17 protein-coding genes are annotated in these 17,818 nt (G+C 33.9%); 13 read left to right on the forward strand and 4 right to left on the reverse strand.

What is annotated here, in order from left to right:
* Nucleotides 1–298: 298 nt before the first annotated feature.
* On the reverse strand, nucleotides 299–577 hold the full coding sequence (locus tag SLH48_RS00400; RefSeq protein ID WP_214481673.1) for a YtzH-like family protein: 279 nt from the start codon (nucleotides 575–577) through the stop codon (nucleotides 299–301).
* Between the two features lie 192 nt (nucleotides 578–769).
* On the opposite strand from SLH48_RS00400, the gene trmB reads away from it, so the two are divergent.
* Nucleotides 770–1,408, forward strand: coding sequence for a tRNA (guanosine(46)-N7)-methyltransferase TrmB (gene trmB, locus SLH48_RS00405; RefSeq protein WP_320256640.1), 639 nt, complete (start codon nucleotides 770–772; stop codon nucleotides 1,406–1,408).
* Between the two features lie 89 nt (nucleotides 1,409–1,497).
* Nucleotides 1,498–2,340: a YtnP family quorum-quenching lactonase gene (locus SLH48_RS00410; RefSeq protein ID WP_320256641.1), complete on the forward strand. Its 843-nt coding sequence runs from the start codon at nucleotides 1,498–1,500 to the stop codon at nucleotides 2,338–2,340.
* A gap of 225 nt (nucleotides 2,341–2,565) precedes the next feature.
* Here the strand turns inward: SLH48_RS00410 and SLH48_RS00415 are convergent, their stop codons facing one another.
* Nucleotides 2,566–2,868 (reverse strand): PepSY domain-containing protein, encoded by a 303-nt coding sequence (locus SLH48_RS00415; protein ID WP_320256642.1) that lies wholly within the window; start codon nucleotides 2,866–2,868, stop codon nucleotides 2,566–2,568.
* A 358-nt stretch (nucleotides 2,869–3,226) separates the two neighbouring features.
* Here SLH48_RS00415 and SLH48_RS00420 point away from each other — a divergent pair, with 358 nt between their 5' ends.
* From SLH48_RS00420 to murC, 8 genes are all read left to right on the forward strand, one after another.
* A complete protein-coding gene (locus tag SLH48_RS00420) occupies nucleotides 3,227–3,364 on the forward strand; it encodes a hypothetical protein (RefSeq protein ID WP_320256643.1) in 138 nt (45 codons plus the stop codon).
* A gap of 111 nt (nucleotides 3,365–3,475) precedes the next feature.
* On the forward strand, nucleotides 3,476–4,552 hold the full coding sequence (locus tag SLH48_RS00425) for a M42 family metallopeptidase (protein WP_320256644.1): 1,077 nt from the start codon (nucleotides 3,476–3,478) through the stop codon (nucleotides 4,550–4,552).
* 203 nt (nucleotides 4,553–4,755) lie between these two features.
* On the forward strand, nucleotides 4,756–5,265 hold the full coding sequence (locus SLH48_RS00430) for a hypothetical protein (RefSeq protein ID WP_320256645.1): 510 nt from the start codon (nucleotides 4,756–4,758) through the stop codon (nucleotides 5,263–5,265).
* Between the two features lie 415 nt (nucleotides 5,266–5,680).
* The gene (locus SLH48_RS00435) at nucleotides 5,681–5,992 is read left to right on the forward strand and encodes a thioredoxin family protein (protein ID WP_214481667.1); all 312 of its coding nucleotides are present in this window, start codon (nucleotides 5,681–5,683) and stop codon (nucleotides 5,990–5,992) included.
* 66 nt (nucleotides 5,993–6,058) lie between these two features.
* Entirely contained in the window at nucleotides 6,059–6,856 is a 798-nt protein-coding gene (locus SLH48_RS00440; RefSeq protein WP_320257135.1) for a DUF1444 domain-containing protein, read from the forward strand.
* Nucleotides 6,857–6,979: 123 nt separating this feature from the next.
* Nucleotides 6,980–9,298 (forward strand): DNA translocase FtsK, encoded by a 2,319-nt coding sequence (locus tag SLH48_RS00445; protein WP_320256646.1) that lies wholly within the window; start codon nucleotides 6,980–6,982, stop codon nucleotides 9,296–9,298.
* A gap of 95 nt (nucleotides 9,299–9,393) precedes the next feature.
* Nucleotides 9,394–10,494: a nicotinate phosphoribosyltransferase gene (locus tag SLH48_RS00450; RefSeq protein WP_214481665.1), complete on the forward strand. Its 1,101-nt coding sequence runs from the start codon at nucleotides 9,394–9,396 to the stop codon at nucleotides 10,492–10,494.
* Nucleotides 10,495–10,870: 376 nt separating this feature from the next.
* On the forward strand, nucleotides 10,871–12,169 hold the full coding sequence (murC, locus tag SLH48_RS00455; RefSeq protein ID WP_214481664.1) for a UDP-N-acetylmuramate--L-alanine ligase: 1,299 nt from the start codon (nucleotides 10,871–10,873) through the stop codon (nucleotides 12,167–12,169).
* A 264-nt stretch (nucleotides 12,170–12,433) separates the two neighbouring features.
* Here murC and SLH48_RS00460 read toward each other — a convergent pair whose 3' ends face one another.
* On the reverse strand, nucleotides 12,434–13,549 hold the full coding sequence (locus tag SLH48_RS00460) for an aminopeptidase (RefSeq protein ID WP_320256647.1): 1,116 nt from the start codon (nucleotides 13,547–13,549) through the stop codon (nucleotides 12,434–12,436).
* A 292-nt stretch (nucleotides 13,550–13,841) separates the two neighbouring features.
* On the opposite strand from SLH48_RS00460, the gene SLH48_RS00465 reads away from it, so the two are divergent.
* The 3 genes from SLH48_RS00465 to ytxJ all read left to right on the forward strand — a co-directional run bounded on the left by SLH48_RS00465 (nucleotide 13,842) and on the right by ytxJ (nucleotide 15,395).
* On the forward strand, nucleotides 13,842–14,255 hold the full coding sequence (locus tag SLH48_RS00465; RefSeq protein WP_320211036.1) for a DUF948 domain-containing protein: 414 nt from the start codon (nucleotides 13,842–13,844) through the stop codon (nucleotides 14,253–14,255).
* A 122-nt stretch (nucleotides 14,256–14,377) separates the two neighbouring features.
* Nucleotides 14,378–14,848, forward strand: coding sequence for a YtxH domain-containing protein (locus SLH48_RS00470; RefSeq protein ID WP_320256648.1), 471 nt, complete (start codon nucleotides 14,378–14,380; stop codon nucleotides 14,846–14,848).
* 220 nt (nucleotides 14,849–15,068) lie between these two features.
* The gene (gene ytxJ / locus SLH48_RS00475; protein WP_214481660.1) at nucleotides 15,069–15,395 is read left to right on the forward strand and encodes a bacillithiol system redox-active protein YtxJ; all 327 of its coding nucleotides are present in this window, start codon (nucleotides 15,069–15,071) and stop codon (nucleotides 15,393–15,395) included.
* A gap of 116 nt (nucleotides 15,396–15,511) precedes the next feature.
* On the opposite strand, the gene SLH48_RS00480 is transcribed toward ytxJ, so the two are convergent.
* A complete protein-coding gene (locus tag SLH48_RS00480) occupies nucleotides 15,512–17,677 on the reverse strand; it encodes a cell division protein FtsA (protein WP_320256649.1) in 2,166 nt (721 codons plus the stop codon).
* Nucleotides 17,678–17,818 lie beyond the last annotated feature (141 nt).

Genomic DNA, 17,818 nt, shown 5'->3' on the forward strand with positions numbered 1-17,818 from the left:
ATTGCCTCATATTATGTGATATAACAAAGGTTTTGTCATAAACTTTGTAGCTGTTGTTACTAATAATAGACAGTTTAAAGAGGTTGATAAAAATGCCACCAACGCTAGATGTATACTTGCTTATATCTAAGGGCAAAAAGCTACAACTAATGTGAAAACAGCCAATTAAATTAGAATAGTAACAAATGACTTTAATCAGTTCTCATCTTTTTAACAAGACAAGATGTAATGAACGCAGGGTTGTACGTGTCTATTCATTTGTACGAAAAGGAACAATCAATGCAATAAGAGCAATGGTTTATGTTAATTGTGTAATATCATCAACCCATTGAGACAACTCTTCTCGATGTGTAGAAATATGATTTTCTAAATTATGGCTGTTCTTTCCGCTTTGACTGTAACTATATATGTTCTCGAATGTGTCATTCAATTTTAATTGACTGTTCGTGTTATTCATTAACGATTTAACAAGACGTTCTACTTGTTCACATTCTGAAACTGTTCCACAGCAATCGGATAGATGGTTTTCTAATATATCTTTTAATAAATTTATTTGATGATTTTGGTCTAGAGGCATTATGACACATCCTTTATGTGATTTTGAAAATGATTTATTGTTAGTGTTAATGATATATGCAAGATCTTCATTATCTGAGAGGGATATAAACCTTCAATAGTAGGATAAAGCTAATGACAATGAATGATTAAAACCACGCTTTTCTTAAAGTATGTAATAAGACAGTTTTTATTCAATATGGAGGGAATTATCATGCGTTTACGTAATAAACCTTGGGCAAAAGAACACCTACTTCAATATCCTCAATTTGCAATACAACACCCTGAGAATAATCGAGGGAAATGGCATGAGGTTTTTGGAAATAAGAATCCAATTCATATTGAAGTAGGAACAGGAAAAGGAAATTTTATTACAGAAATGGCGAAGGAACATCCACATATAAATTATATCGGGATTGAGGTCTATGAAAGTGTAATCGTGTCAGCACTTGATAAGCTAATTGAGGCTGATCTTCCTAATGTTAAAATAATTAATGCAAATGCAGTTGATTTAGCAGAGCTTTTTGCTAAGGGTGATATTGAAAGAGTTTATTTGAATTTCTCTGATCCATGGCCAAAAAATCGACATGAGAAACGTAGGTTAACATACCAGTCATTTCTGCAATTATATGAGAATTTATTAGTTGACGGTGGAGAAATTCATTTTAAAACAGATAATCAGTCATTATTCGAGTACTCATTAATGAGCTTTTCAAAATATGGCTTGCAGTTAACTTATGTTAGTTTGGACCTTCATAAAAGTGATTTTGAAGGCAATATTATGACTGAATATGAACAAAAGTTTTCAGCTAAAGGACAAAGGATTTACCGGTGTGAAGTGAAATATTTATGAAATAAGAGAGATAGACACATATGAGAACTCATATGTGTCTATTTTTGCTCTAAGTGTTAAAATGTATTAAATAGGAGAGGTGGGATAATATGGAGCAATTACGTCTTGGAAATTTTACATTAACATGGTTAAATGGTGGGGTAACTCATCTGGATGGTGGAGCTATGTTTGGTGTAGTACCAAGGCCTCTTTGGTCAAAGAAATACGCCGTAAATGACTTCAATCAAATTGAACTAAGGACTGATCCGATTTTAATACAATATGAACATAAAAACTACTTAATAGAGTCTGGGATCGGGAACAATAAATTAACGAGTAAACAATTACGTAATTTTGGAGTAATTGAAGAGTCGTCAATAGATCAATCCTTAGCAAAGCTAAATTTAACAACAGCCGACATTGATTTTGTATTAATGACACATATGCATTTTGATCATGCCTGTGGATTAACAAAGTGGGAAAACGATAAGCTTATGCCTACATTTCCAAAAGCACAAATAATTACATCTGAGGTTGAATGGCATGAAATGAAGCATCCCAATATACGTTCAAAAAACACATATTGGGAAAACAATTGGGTACCCATTGAAACACAGATTAGAACATTTACTGATGAAATTGAACTCGTCAAAGGTTTGAAGATGATTCATACTGGTGGTCATAGTGATGGCCATTCAATTATTGTCATCGAAGAGGGAGACGAAATGTTAATACATATGGCAGACTTAATGCCAACACATGCACACCAAAACCCATTATGGGTAATGGCATACGATGACTATCCAATGAATTCTATTGAGCAAAAGCAGGAATGGATGCAGCATGGAATGAAAATGGGAGCATGGTATAGCTTTTACCATGATGCATTATATCGAGCGATAAAATGGGATGAAGTGGGAGAGGTTATTTCTACAATTAAAAGAGAGAAATGAGTAAGGTCACATATTCCCAATCACCTTTGAGTTAATTGAACTTTTTAATAGGATCTTAACGGAAACTACATGTCCCTTATTTACAAAATTACAACAGCAGGTTATATGTACTTACAGTAAATGAAAATAACAAGCTTATGCGAGCACTGCTATCTAAAATAGCGAGTTTCACCATTTCTATTCACTATAGTATAGGAAATGGTGAAACTGATCTATGTACGTTAGTTAAACTACTTCTAATATGGTACCTGTTTGTGCATCAACAATAAATGTATATTGTGTGCTTTGCCCATCCTCATTTCTACTAATACCGCCCTCATATACTCTGTAATTAATATGATCCTTTTTTATACTCTTTGGGGACATATTGATCCAAGATCCATTAATACTACCATTTTCCTTAAAGGTATCTTTCACTATTTTTAGCGCTTTTTCAGGTGATAATAAAGTGTTTGACATTGAATTTTGAATAACATATGCTCCTGCTAGTCCAACACCAATACCAAGGATAAACTTTTTCCAACCCATCTAAAATCTCTCCTTTGCAAATAAAAGTAGTGTCATTTCTTTTAAGCAATATTTAGACGATTACGCTATTTTTCAGAAACGATATTTCTCTCTTTTAGATAATTCTACTAATATGTGTAATTTTAATCAAATGAAGGATATACAGTGTTTGTTGTGGATGAGCAAGGGTCTATCACTTTTATTATTGTCCAGCACCAGTGCCAATCCCCTCTAGTCGTTTCACTAATTCACCCGAAGGCAAAAAGCGCCTTTACGTGAATTAGTTCCAACGCTTGTTAGGGATGAGTAAGGCACTTCCGTATTTATTTAAGTATACAAAACTGTTTGCTTAATTGTAAGGATTTTGAAGTGAAAAAGGTTGAAGTGGAAACAATATAAAAAATTCGCTACAATGAACGATGTACAAACTAAATATAATGTTGCAAAGTTTTCATCTGAATTATTCGAAGAGAGTATACTTGGTGTACGTTTGACAAGAAATCTATTAATGATTTAGTAACCCCTGATTTTTGACGAATGAAGAGTGAGATATTATGCATTAGCACATTTAATACAATTTAAGAACTTCAACGACAAAAGAAATAGCACTAAAGAGAGGAAAATGAAAATGAATAAAGACACACTAGATTTGTTTAAAACTTTAACGGAATTGCCAGGAGCACCTGGGAATGAGCATGCAGTTCGTAATTTTATGCGACAAGAAATTGAAAAATATTCAGATGAGATTGTGCAAGATGGACTCGGTAGTATTTTTGGTGTTAGAAGAGGGGATAAGAATGGTCCAACTATAATGGTAGCGGGACATATGGACGAAGTAGGCTTTATGGTAACCCAAATTACTTCTAGTGGACTTATTCGTTTTCAAACACTAGGTGGTTGGTGGAGTCAAGTGTTACTTGCACAACGTGTACAGATAATTACTGACAATGGTCCAGTTATTGGTGTAATTAGCTCAATTTCACCACATTTGTTGGAAGAGGAACAAAGAAACAAACCAATGAAAATTAAGGATATGCTAATCGATATTGGTGCAGACAACAGAGAGGATGCTTTGGAAATTGGAATTAGACCAGGTCAACAGATAGTGCCTTTCTCTCCATTCACACCTATGGCAAATAGTAAAAAGATACTGGCTAAGGCATGGGATAATCGGTATGGATGTGGACTTTCGATTGAATTATTAAAGGAGCTAAAAGGTGAACAATTACCTAATGTTCTTTATTCAGGAGCAACTGTACAAGAAGAGGTAGGATTAAGAGGTGCACAAACAGCAGCAAATATGATAAAACCAGACCTCTTTTTTGCTTTAGATGCCAGTGCTGCCAATGATACTACAGGGGATAAAAGTGCTTTTGGACATCTTGGACAGGGAGCACTTCTCAGAATATTTGATCGCTCTATGATCACACATCGTGGTATGCGAGAATTTGTTTTAGATACAGCAGAATCAAATAACATTCCTTATCAATTTTTTGTTATGCCTACAGGTGGTACAGATGCAGGGAGAGTCCATATGTCTAATAACGGTGTACCTTCAGCTGTAATTGGTATTTGTTCACGCTATATTCATACTCACGGTTCGATTATTCATGTCGATGATTATGCTGCAGCCAAAGAGCTAATCGTAACATTAGTAAAAGCGTGTGATCAAACAACGGTTGACACAATACGTAATAATAGCTAGGAAAGATATTTTCTCCAATAGGACTTTTCTATGATTATTACAAAATTAGTAAAGCTTTTGTCATACTCAACAATAGAAAGTTATGATAGTATATAGGGTATGGTTTAGGTATTTTGTCTGATAGAGGATGACCTATGTAGAAGAACAATAGAATTCATTTATAGCCAATCATCTTGTTTTTCAAAGGAGGAGAAAATAATCATATGAAAAAAATATTTAGTGTACTTTTCATAAGTATCCTTTCTCTTGTGCTATTTGGTTGCAATGCTTCAATAGAAGAAGAAATTACACAAACAAAAGATCAAATGACAACATTGTCTCAAAGTGAACCTTCAGAACCAAATAAGAGTAATGAACAATTTTCCTATTTTTTGCCGGATAATATGAGGATAGAAGATGATGAATCGTTAAATAATATTGTATTTATCGAAGGTAAACAGCAATATATATTATTTGTTAATCCTCAAGAGGATGTAAAAAGTAAGGTATTGTATGAGGATATTAAGAAATCTAATGGTGACAACATAATTGATGAGACAATAGAAAGTGATGAGGATTTTACCTATACTGTAGTGAATCAAACAGAAGATAAGTCGTATGAAGTAACTGTTGGAATTGGGGGAGTTAAAATGACGACCGTTACTAAAGCGAATGCTATCTCTGAGAGTGCTGAAAAAATGTTGAATATTGTAAAATCAGTATCTGTTAAATAGTTTTTTTCTGAAAAGTGGGGAATTCGAAATGGCAGCTGTCATTAGAATTCCTTTTTTTGTTAGTCTCCTATTCTTATTAAATTGGACAGGATGATGAGTTTTACGTGAGCTCATAATTGTAAGGGGAGAAAAAGTTCCACGTTAAATCAAGGTAATAACCAATGGCTGTTTTCACATTGATTGTTGCTTTTCTTTCTAAGGTATAAGCACATATTCATATAGCAGTTAAACTTTTTATGTTATCTCATACGAGCACAAGGTAAGAAGAGCTTCATTGGTTTAAAACTACGTTTTTTAGGCTAAATAAGTCCGCTTTGTTTTTCTTAAGTACTGTTTACTTGTATGAGATTAATTAGTTTGGTATGATCCGAATTAAGAAAATGAAATGATGAAACATAGGGGGCATGAATTTATTATGCAAAAGTTAGAAAGTGTACAGCAGTACAATGAGGTTATTCAAAATGATAAAGTGATTCTCATGTTTTCAGCAGACTGGTGTCCTGATTGTAGAGTAATCGAACCTGTTCTTCCAGAAATTATGGAAAAATATAATACTTACTCATTTTATTATGTAGATCGGGATAAGTTTGTAGATTTATGTGTGGAATTAAATATATTTGGTATTCCTAGCTTTCTTGCATTTCACAATGGTGAAGAAGTTGGTCGGTTTGTAAGTAAAGATAGAAAAACAAAAGAAGAGATTGAGCAGTTTATTAATGAATTGTAAATAAATCTTTATAACCTGAACACATGAGATTATAAGAGAGAAGGGCGAGGTGGGATAAAGTTGAAGATGGACAGTAACAAAATGAGAAATAAGCTTACTGAAAGATTATCCCGTCCCAATTGGAACATAGTTTACGATCGCGAAAAGGATAATCTACGTATAGAAGATGTAAAAACTAAAAAAGGGCTAACTCTTTCATTACCTGGAATTATATCAAAATGGGAAAATGAGAAAGAAAAGGCGATCGATGAGGTTGTTTATTATATCGAGGAATCGCTAACAGTTATGAATGAGCAGCTACATTTAGAAGGGAAAGAAAAGAATATTTTCCCGGTCATTCGCTCAACATCTTTTCCAACGAAATCAAATGAAGATTCTAAATTAGTATTTGATGAACATACTGCGGAAACAAGAATCTTTTATGCACTCGATTTAGGAAAGACATATCGGTTAATAGATGAAAAAATGTTAGATCAAGAAAATTGGAATATTGATCAAGTAAGAGAAATTGCAAGTTTTAATGTGCGATCCTTAGACGTCCCAGTTAAAGAAGATCAAGTTGCTAATAATATTTATTATTTTATTAATTCTAATGATGGTTATGATGCGAGCAGGATATTAAACGAGCGGCTTCTACAAACATTTGACGATAAAATAGAAGGAACGATGGTCGTTGCAGTACCACATCAAGATGTATTAATAATAGCAGATGTTAGAAATGAAACTGGGTATGATGTTCTAGCTCAAATGACAATGAGCTTTTTCTCTAACGGGAGAGTCCCTATCACTGCACTTTCTTTTTTATATGAACAAGGAGATTTAGAACCGATATTTATTTTAGGGAAAAATAAGCGACAACATTAAATTTGTCAAAGATAGATCTGATTTTTAGTCACTAGTCTAACTAGTGGCTTTTCTTATTTACTCCTTCGTTGTACACTAATAATAAGTGAGAGTAGAAAGTTAGTAATGAAAGAGTGATTTATGATGAATTGGATAAAAAAATTTTTCCAGCCTGATGAAGAGGAAATTGCTAACGAACATAATAGTAATGAAGAACTAACAAATATCCGATACAATAGCAAAATCGAAGCTAAAATGACATATAAGTATCCAAAAGGAAAATTTCGTTTTCCAGTCATCCCTGATGAGGAAGTTAGGTCATCTGCAAAAACTCCATCACCAACACCTGTACAAGAGGAAACAAATATTAAACATCAAACGAGCAAAATGACTCGTAAAGTTACGATCCAAAAAGAAATTAAAAAAACGCCCTTTCGTCCAACAGAAGTGGCTTCACCAATTTACGGTTATGCTCCTCGGGAGGACCAAGAAGTTGTAGAGATTGAAATACCAGCCACTAAAGTTGAAGAGGTGCTATCTTCTGAGGATATGATTACAAGTATTACAAGTAATCTTGAAATAAAACCTGAACCGATTAATGTGCTCTCAGATGCAGACATTGCAAGTGATGAAAAAGATGAGCAGGTAAATCAAGATTCCGAGTCTAGAATTACTGATATGAGTTCGAGCGATAACAACAATGTACAAGAAGAACAAGTGGATAATGGAGTTCAAGATATTCAAACGACTAATCATCATTCAAATGACGAGACAAGCAGTCGTTTTCAGCCTAAGAAAAGAAGTCGAATCCCCTTTAATGTTATCATGCTCAAACAGGATAAGAAGAAGCTTAAAAGCGATAACAATAAAACAGATAACAATAGAACAGAAAACAATAGAACAGAAAACAATAGAACAGAAAACAATAGAACAGAAAACAATAGAACAGAAAACAATAGAACAGAAAACAATAGAACAGAAAACAATAGAACAGAAAACAATAGAACAGATAACAATAAAACAGATAAAAAAAATGGGTCATACCTTTTTCCACAAATCTCTTTATTACATAATCCACCTGAACAACAAACGGAAAATAGCGAATGGCTCAACCAACAGCGAGAGTTATTAGATCATACGTTAGCTAATTTTAAAGTAGGAGCTAGTGTTGTAAATGTGACACAAGGACCATCGGTTACTAGGTTTGAAGTTCACCCGCAGCCGGGTGTTAAAGTAAATAAAATAACGAATTTAGCAGATGATATCAAATTAAGTTTGTCTGCGAAGGATATTCGTATCGAAGCACCAATACCAGGGAAAAATACTATTGGTATAGAAGTGCCCAACATAAAAAGTAAACCGGTGTATCTACGCCAAATAATAAAAAGCAAGCAGTTTACAGAGCAATCTTCAGCATTAACAGTTGCACTCGGGTTGGATATTTCTGGAATTCCGATTGTTACTGATTTAAATAAAATGCCTCATGGTCTTATTGCTGGAGCAACTGGCTCAGGAAAAAGTGTTTGCATCAATGCGATGTTAATTAGTTTACTTTATAATGCAGCACCACATGAAGTAAAATTATTATTAATTGATCCAAAGATGGTTGAATTAGCGCCGTATAATCATATCCCGCATTTAGTTAGTCCTGTTATTACCGATGTAAAGGCAGCGACAGCAGCATTAAAGTGGGCGGTAGAGGAAATGGAGCGTCGATATGAATTATTTGCTCATAGCGGTGTAAGGGACATTAATAGATATAACGAATTGGTTAAAAATAAACGAGAAGCAAGTGGAGAATTACCTTATCTAGTAATTATTATCGATGAATTAGCTGATTTAATGATGGTATCACCAGGTGATGTTGAAGAAGCGATTTGTCGTATCGCTCAAAAAGCAAGAGCATGTGGGATTCATTTAATAGTCGCAACTCAACGTCCTTCAGTTGATGTAATTACTGGCTTAATTAAAGCAAACATACCTACTAGAATCGCGTTTTCTGTATCGTCTCAAGTTGATTCTCGAACAATTATTGACACGAGTGGAGCGGAAAAGCTATTAGGTAAAGGTGATATGTTATTTTTAGAAAACGGTTCATCAAAGACATTACGTGTTCAAGGAAATTTTGTATCTGATGATGAAATTGAGCAAATAGTTGGCCATGTGAAAAATCAAATGAAACCTTCTTACATTTTTGAAGAAGAAGAGCTGTTAAAAACAAGTGTTGTTAACGACAACAGTGATGATTTATTTTTACCAGCTTGTGAGTATGTAGTTGAACATGGTGGTGCTTCTACTTCAGCATTACAACGGAGCTTTCGAATTGGCTATAATCGTGCTGCCCGTTTGATCGATATGATGGAGGAACAAGGAATAATTTCAGAGGCAAAAGGAACAAAGCCGCGTGATGTTCTAATTACAAGAGAAGAGCTTAGCTTGTTACAAGAAACTAGTACATCCTAAAAAGAAATGGTATTCTGAATAATATAAACTAGTAGCAATAGCTTATGTTTGCGTATTATGATACATATTAGAATGATATAAGGAGTTCCTTAGGTATGAAAGAAATAGAATTAAAGTTACAAGGGAAAATTAGCAGGCTTACTAATCAGACATTTAAGTTTGACGAACGTGTAAAAGACGGATGGTTTTCGGCTGTTTATTTTTTGAAAACAAAAGAAATCATTGAAAAGTTTAAGCCCGATAATATTGTTACGATGCAGTTCTTTCAGAAAAATCATGCAGTTTTATGTGGTACGGATGAAGTGATTGCACTATTAAATACTTTTGTTGATAATCCAAAAGAACTAGAAGTTTATTCTTTGAAGGACGGTGACAAAATTAGTCCTTTTGAGACGGTGTTAACCGTAACTGGTCCCTATCAAAGTTTTGGTTATTTAGAGGGAATTATTGATGGCATATTAGCACGAAGAACATCAGTTGCTACTAATGTATATAACGTTGTAAAAGCAGCGGGATTATCTGGTATACAAAAGCCAATTATATTTATGGGTGATCGTGATGATCATTTTACACAGCAAGCGGGGGATGGATACGCAGCTTATATAGGTGGTTCCACTGCACAAGCTACTCATGCGATGAATGAGTGGTGGGGTAAAAAAGGTATGGGAACGATGCCACATGCTCTTATCCAGTTATTTGATGGTGACATTGTTGCAGCGACGAAAGCATATCATGATGTTTTTCAAGAAGAAGAGCTTATAGTATTGGTCGATTATAATAATGACAGTATAGTTGATGCTCTAAAAGTTGCTAGAGAGTTCGGAGAAAAACTGAAAGCTGTTAGAGTTGATACATCAAGAACGATGATTGACCAATATTTTGTTAGACATCCTGAAGTCCTTGGTACGTTTGATCCAAGGGGAGTAAACCCTCCACTTATCTTTGCCTTAAGGGAAGCACTTGATCGAGAAGGATTTGATCATGTGAAAATAGTTGTAAGTGGTGGATTTAATGAAAAGAGAATTACTGAATTTGAAAAACAAAATGTACCAGTGGATATATATGGTGTCGGGAGCAGTTTATTAAAAATCCATATTGGTTTTACAGGAGACAATGTTTTACTGGATGGAGTTCCCCAAGCTAAAGTAGGACGACGTTTTAGACCGAATGAAAGACTTGAAAAGGTTGAACTATAATAACAAAGACCCTTTTCAAATGGGTGTTGTTTTTCGTTTTTTTTTAAACGAAAGTATCAATCTGATTTTTTTATATTTTTCCAATAGCAGTAGACGATTATTTAAAACGACTTTACTATTTTAATTTAGTAACATAGCATCCAAGTATTAGTAAAGAGCCTAATAACACTTACTTTTTTAGAACAATTCTACTTTAACTGAAGATGGTTTTATAACTGTAAGTATCTGTATTACAAATTACATGGTTTTCATCTACAATCAATGGTATAATGTTCAAATATGAAATCATTGAGGTTTAATGTTTTCAAAGGTTAGCAAATCTAGATAAGTGTCATATACTGTCTTACAGATATACGAAAAGTTGGAGGTTCTTCATATGACAGTTTACCATTTTGTCGGTATTAAAGGTACTGGAATGAGTCCGCTAGCTCAAATACTTCATGATATGAATTACGAGGTTCAAGGCTCTGATATTGATAAGCGTTTATTTACACAACAAGGACTTGAAGAAAGAAGAATACCATTTTTTTCTTTTGATAAGGAAAATATTAAGCCAGATCATACTGTAATTGCTGGTAATGCTTTTCCTGATACACATGAAGAATTAGATGCAGCGAATAAATTAGGCGTACCAGTCATAAGATATCACCGTTTTTTAGGTGATTTTATGCAGAAATTTACTAGTGTTGCAATTACAGGATCTCATGGGAAAACATCTACAACTGGACTTTTATCTCATGTAATGAGAGGCGCACATCCTACTTCATTTTTAATTGGTGATGGTACTGGAAAGGGAGTAGAAAACAGTAGATATTTTATTGTGGAAGCGTGTGAATATCGACGCCATTTCCTTTCTTATTATCCTGATTACGCAATCATGACAAATGTTGATTTTGATCATCCTGATTATTTCTCAAATGTGGATGATGTATTTGATGCGTTTCAAGAATTAGCATTACAAGTTCAAAAAGGAATCATTGCGTGTGGTGATGATGAACATTTACAAAAAATTCAAGCTAAAGTACCAGTATTGTACTATGGCTTGAATGATGATAATGATTTTCAAGCTAGAAATGTAGAAAAAAGTTCTGATGGAACCACGTTTGATGTATTTGTTAGAAATACTTTTTTCTCATCTTTTAAGATACCTACTTTTGGTGATCATAATGTATTAAATGCCCTTTCAGTCATTGCTTTATGTCATTATGAAAATATTGATTTAGCCGTTATTAAAGAGCAACTTCAAACATTTGAGGGTGTGAAAAGAAGGTTCAGTGAAAAGAGAATAGGTAATCAGGTATTGATCGATGATTATGCGCATCATCCGACAGAAGTGAAAGCAACGGTAGAGTCAGCAAGGCAAAAATATCCTGACAGAGAAATTGTCGCTGTGTTTCAACCGCATACGTATACTAGAACCAAAACTTTCTTAGATGAATTTGCTACTAGCTTACAACTTGCTGACCAAGTATATTTGTGCGATATTTTTGGATCAGCCCGTGAAAACCAAGGTAAGCTTTCTATCTTTGATTTACAAGCAAAGATAGATGGGAGCATGTTAATAAATGAGAAAGAAATTGAACGATTGAAGCGTCATGAAAATAGTGTGCTGTTATTTATGGGTGCTGGTGATATTCAAAAGTTTGAAGAAGCATATGAAAAGACAATTAAATAAACACGCATACAAATTAGAGCTTGTGGCATAGCGTCTCTTATATACGATGACTGTACGTAAAAACACATCGTTCTCTTCAAGATATATTAAATTTTACAGTAGCAGCCTAAATAAATGACCAAGCAATTTACTAATATATACACATACACTAAACGCTCAGAGCTTATGCTCTGAGCGTTTTTAACGGTTAGTGTAGTACGTTTTTCTTTTAAATTAATGGTGAAGCTTGCAGAAGTATCCAAGGTAATTCTGCTTTGTTATTGTTTATTTTAGATTTTCTGGATTTAATGCTTCAAGTTCTGGGATAACGAAACGACCGTCCTTACGAATGAGGACATCATCGAAATATATTTCTCCACCTCCATATTCAGGGCGTTGGATCATGACCATATCCCAATGAATATTTGAGCTGTTCCCATTATATGCTTCATCGTAACATTGCCCAGGAGTAAAGTGGAAGCTACCATCTATTTTTTCATCAAATAAGATATCTTGCATTGGATGTTGGATGTATGGATTTACACCAATTGCAAATTCACCTACATATCTAGCACCTTCATCAGTATCAAAAATTTTATTTATTCGTTCATTATCATTAGAGGTTGCCTCGATTATTTTGCCATCTTTAAATGTAAGCTTTACATTTTCATATGTAAAACCTTGGTATGGAGATGGGGTATTATAAGTAATTGTTCCGTTTACCGATTCCCGTACAGGGGCAGTATAAACTTCACCATCAGGAATATTTCTGAGGCCAGCACATTTAACTGCTGGAATATTGTTAATAGAGAAAGTTAAATCAGTTTCTACACCCGTTATTCGAACCTTGTCAGTTTTATTCATTAAATCGACTAAGCTATTCATGGCAGTGGCCATTTTACCATAATCTAAATTACAAACATTAAAATAGAAATCCTCAAACGATTCAGTACTCATTTTCGCTAATTGAGCCATTGAAGAGGTTGGATAACGCAATACAACCCACTTTGTTTTTGGTACACGTATTTCTCGATGTACTTTATTTAGTATTGTGTTTCCGTATACTTTCATATTTTCATCAGGGACGTCCGATAATTCATTAATGTTATTACCTGAGCGAAGGCCAATATAAGCATCCATATCTTTCATCACGTTTGCTTCATAGTCAGCTATCATATTATAGTGCTCATCTTCTGCTCCCATTAATAATGCACGGTCAACTTGTTGATCCTTTAATGAAACAAATGGTTGACCACCTGCAGCATATGCTTCTTTAACTAATGCTACAACAAGCTCTTTTTCCAGTCCAAAATTCTCTATTAGAACCTTTTCACCCTTTTGTAAACTAACGGAATAGTTTATTAAATTTTTAGCCAATGTGTTAATTCTTGGATCCTTCATGATAAATTCCTCCAAATTGTTATAAGAATTGTGAAGCAACATTGTTTAACCCAAAACCTTATATAAAGTATATACATAATGTTACTAACAGATTAATACAATTAATTGATCTTGAGCTATCCTATATTATTGTAACCGAAAATATTTGTTTTGTATTACTGAAATACTACGAGTATCAATTTAATAAATGCAAAAATGTAACTTTATACATTTTTAGAGAGGAACATAATAGACATACGTCGAATTTAAAAGATAATTAGGTTATTATAGCTGAAAAGGAGGTAACGTTAGGTTGATGTGGATAGTTTATATTAGTGTAGCTATTGTAGCTGTTGCTTTTGTTGTACTAGTAATTTTTTTAGCAAAGACATTAGTTTCATTACAACTTACGTTAAAAAGTGTAGCACATACGCTGTCTTCACTAGAAAAACAAGTGGAGGGAGTTACATCAGAAACAACTGATTTATTAAAGAAAACAAACATTCTCGCTGAAGATATTCAAAAAAAATCCGAAAAGTTAAATTCAGTTGTAGATGCTGTTAATGATGTGGGTACGTCTGTACATCGATTTAATAAGTCAGTACAAGAGGTTTCTACATCAGTAGTGAATCAATTAGAAGATAATCAAGAGAAAGTAACTCAAGTAGTTCAATGGGGAAGTGCAGCAATTGACTTATGGAATAAGTGGAAAAGTAAATCTAAGTAAGTCATTAAAGCAAATTAGCTTCAGTGGTTTGTAAAAGTCTACTCCGCTTGAAGAAGCATGATACTTTGTGGGGGAGCTTGAATATACATTTTGAATACATTAATGAAGGAGGAGATAATACGATGAGCAAAGATGGGATCAATACAAAAGATTTTCTGATTGGTGCTTTAGTCGGTGGTATTGTGGGAGCTTGTACTACTCTATTCTTGACACCTAAATCAGGAAAAGAATTAAGAAGTGATATTAATGAACAAGCAGTAATTGTTAAGGATAAAACTGGTCAAATTAAAAATACAGTCATGGAAAAAGGTTCATCGATTGCAGGTTCAGCAAAGGATAAAACAGCAGGGTTCAGAAAAACAGTTGCTCAACAATCTTCTAACATCGTAACTAAAATGAAAGAAATGAAAAGAAATGGCGATTCTGACATACCAACTACTATAACAAATGAGAAAGAGGAACCAACACTAGCTAAACAAAAAAATGAATATATTACCATTGGACAAAATGATATTGATATTCAAAAAAAGCTCCAAGAAACTGAAAAAGCTATTGAGGATATGGAAAGTTCAATTCAATTGAGTAATAAGTAGTGGAGTGTTATGATTACTTCACTACCTATTTTTTTGGAAGAATTTCAGAGATAACTAAGGAGATTGCTCATTTCTTGTTGTCTAGATTCAGCACCTATGCCCTTGTGAGTCGCAATAGATTTGGATGAAGATACTGTATAAGTTCAAGAGAAAGAAAGTCATGGCATGCTGGGATTAGATAGAAGAACAATTGCGATTTTTAAGGTTAGGGGGATTTATATTGGCTAAAGTAAAAATATCATCTAAGGAACAATTTGAAAAGCTTATTAATGAGCATTCAAAGTTTTTAGTAATGAAACACAGCTTAACATGTCCGATTAGCAGTTCAGCTTTTAAGGAATTTGAAAAATATAATAATGAAAATGAAGAGCTTCAAATATTGTATTTATATGTACAGGAATCAAGAGCTCTTTCAAATTTTATAGCTGAAAAATATAGTACTAAACATGAATCTCCACAAGTTTTACTAGTGAAGGATGGCAAGGTCATTTGGCATGCATCTCACTGGAACATCACTTACGATACATTAAAAAAGCAGGTAGGATAAAGGAGTGGGAGGATCATCCTCCCACTCCTTAACGTTTGGCTGTTTTCGCATAAATTGTTATTTTTCGCACTGTTTCTAATTAGATAGCAATATAGCTTATGAGAAGAGCCTTATGCTTACACATATGTGTTTTTATCCTGAAAGACGATACGTAGCTCATCTCCTGGCTCTATAATATCTTTAAACGATACTTCTTCATTGTTTCTAAGTAATGCGTAACCGCCATGCGCATTGTCAGGTAAATTGAATTCTATATGTGAAAATATATCTTGAAAGATAAATGGCTCAACGGTTTTGCTTTCTATTTCAATGTGATCGCCGCTATATAAAATATCGGCTTCATTCAGTTTCGTTCCATTTTTATAAATCTCATTTATACTTTTTGTTAATAATATTTGCTTATGATTAAACTGAATTGGAATCGTTTGAGATAACATAATTCCCTTTAATTCAGCTAAGTCTTTAACAGTTAATGTAGATTTAGAGAAATTAATAACGATATTATCATTATTTGTAAAGCTAGATGTTGGAGGCACTTTCACACCATTACGAGTTATGTATCCAGACATAGAGGGAATTTTTGTCTCTTGTTTATTAATCACTAAGGAATATGTAAGTAACTCAGAGTGCATATTTTCATTTTGTATAAAATTTAGTAACCCTTTAATATTAGAAGGAAATTCACAATGAATGCTATCATGATCAATAACGAAACTATCTGCATTCACCTCTTGCTTGTTTTTTAAAAATCTTGCAGCTATTTTATGCTTTTGTCCATTAATCGTGATGTGTGCTGTAGGTATTTGATCAATAATATCTTTGATTTGTACTCGAGCTGGACTTCCATCGCGGCCTTTTTCAATCGTAATATGGTCACCTTGTTGAATTAAATCATCGAGTGAGCACGGTTCATTGTTTTTTAATAACGTTGGTGGAAGACCATAATTTCCTGGCAAAGTAATTTTTTGTCCATTTAATGTAATAATGCTTGCCATACCAGGCTTGCCGTACAGTTTATTCATTTCTATGCCCGCTGATAGTAAACAATCACCAACAGTTAGTTTTTTTATATCAAATAGTCTAATAGATTTGTCATTTACTGTCACGCTTAAATACTGAACAGGCATTTGTTTAGCTGCAATTCCTATTCCAATAGGAGTGACTAGTTCAGGCCCTTTTTGAATATTTTCAGATAAAATTAGTCTTTGAATTGCATCAATGCCACGAATCGCGACTCGATTGTCTGGTAGCTCTAGGTATGAAGCAATTCGTTTTGGCAATTCAGGTGTTAAACTACCACCACCTACTAGCATCACTGCCTTTGGAGATTTATGCTGATTTAATGTTAGTATTTCACTTACTATGGAGGATGCCAGCTTGTCTATGGAGGAAGAAATTTGTTTAATAACCTCATGTTTCGGAACCTCTGTCTCAAATCCTAAAATATCTGTAATCGTAATGGTCCCTTGCGTAAATAGCTCTCGTTTTGCTTTTTCAGCGAGTGGAAAATCTAGTAAGTAGCCATCGCTTATAGCTTCAGTAATTTCATCACCTGCAATTGGTACCATCCCGTAAGAAACAACTGTTCCAGCATCAGTAATCGCAATATCTGAAGTACCTGCACCTATATCAACTAAAGCTACATTTAATCGACGCATTGTTTGGGGTATCAGTACATTAATGGCAGCGATCGGTTCCAGTGTGAGAGCTTCCATTTCTAAATTAGAGCGCTGTAATGCTGATATAAGAGATTCGACAACGACTCTAGGCAAAAATGTGGCAATTATTTCAACAGAAGCAGTTTCACCTTGCTGGTCAATTAAATTGCCAATTTCTTCATCATCTAGCTTATAGCATATGACAGAATATCCTACACAATAATAATGATAGCTTTTATCTTCCTTATTATTTGACGCTAAGTTTATTTGGGCCTGCTGAACAGCGCTTAATTCAAAATGCAGTACGTCTTGCTTTGTCATGATCGGTTTTCCTGAAATGGGCATAGTAACTAGACCACGTTCAGTTTTTAATGCTCTCCCTGCTGCAGCTACACATACTTTAGCTAATTTCCCATGTCTACTTTCTAGTTCTGTTTTTATTTCTGTTATAACTTTTGAGACAGCCAATACATCATGAATTTGCCCATCAAGCATTGCTCTTTCAGAATGTTCTTTTGTTACAATGTCAACAATTTCAAAATTGTTATCTTTTTCCTTAACTATTATGCCGTTGACAGATCTTGTTCCTATATCTAATGCAAAAATCGTAGGTAGTAAGGTCAAAGCTTCTCACCTTCTTCACAATTAATCAAAACACTTTAACACTTAAAAGCGTTTAAATATTAAAGTTTTTTAGTGACAACACAATTGAATTCGTATATAATAAACTCTAATTACATGAAATGTACCACACTTTCCACATCT

Source organism: Cytobacillus sp. IB215316 (assembly GCF_033963865.1).
GTDB classification, from domain to species: domain Bacteria; phylum Bacillota; class Bacilli; order Bacillales; family SM2101; genus Nanhaiella; species Nanhaiella sioensis.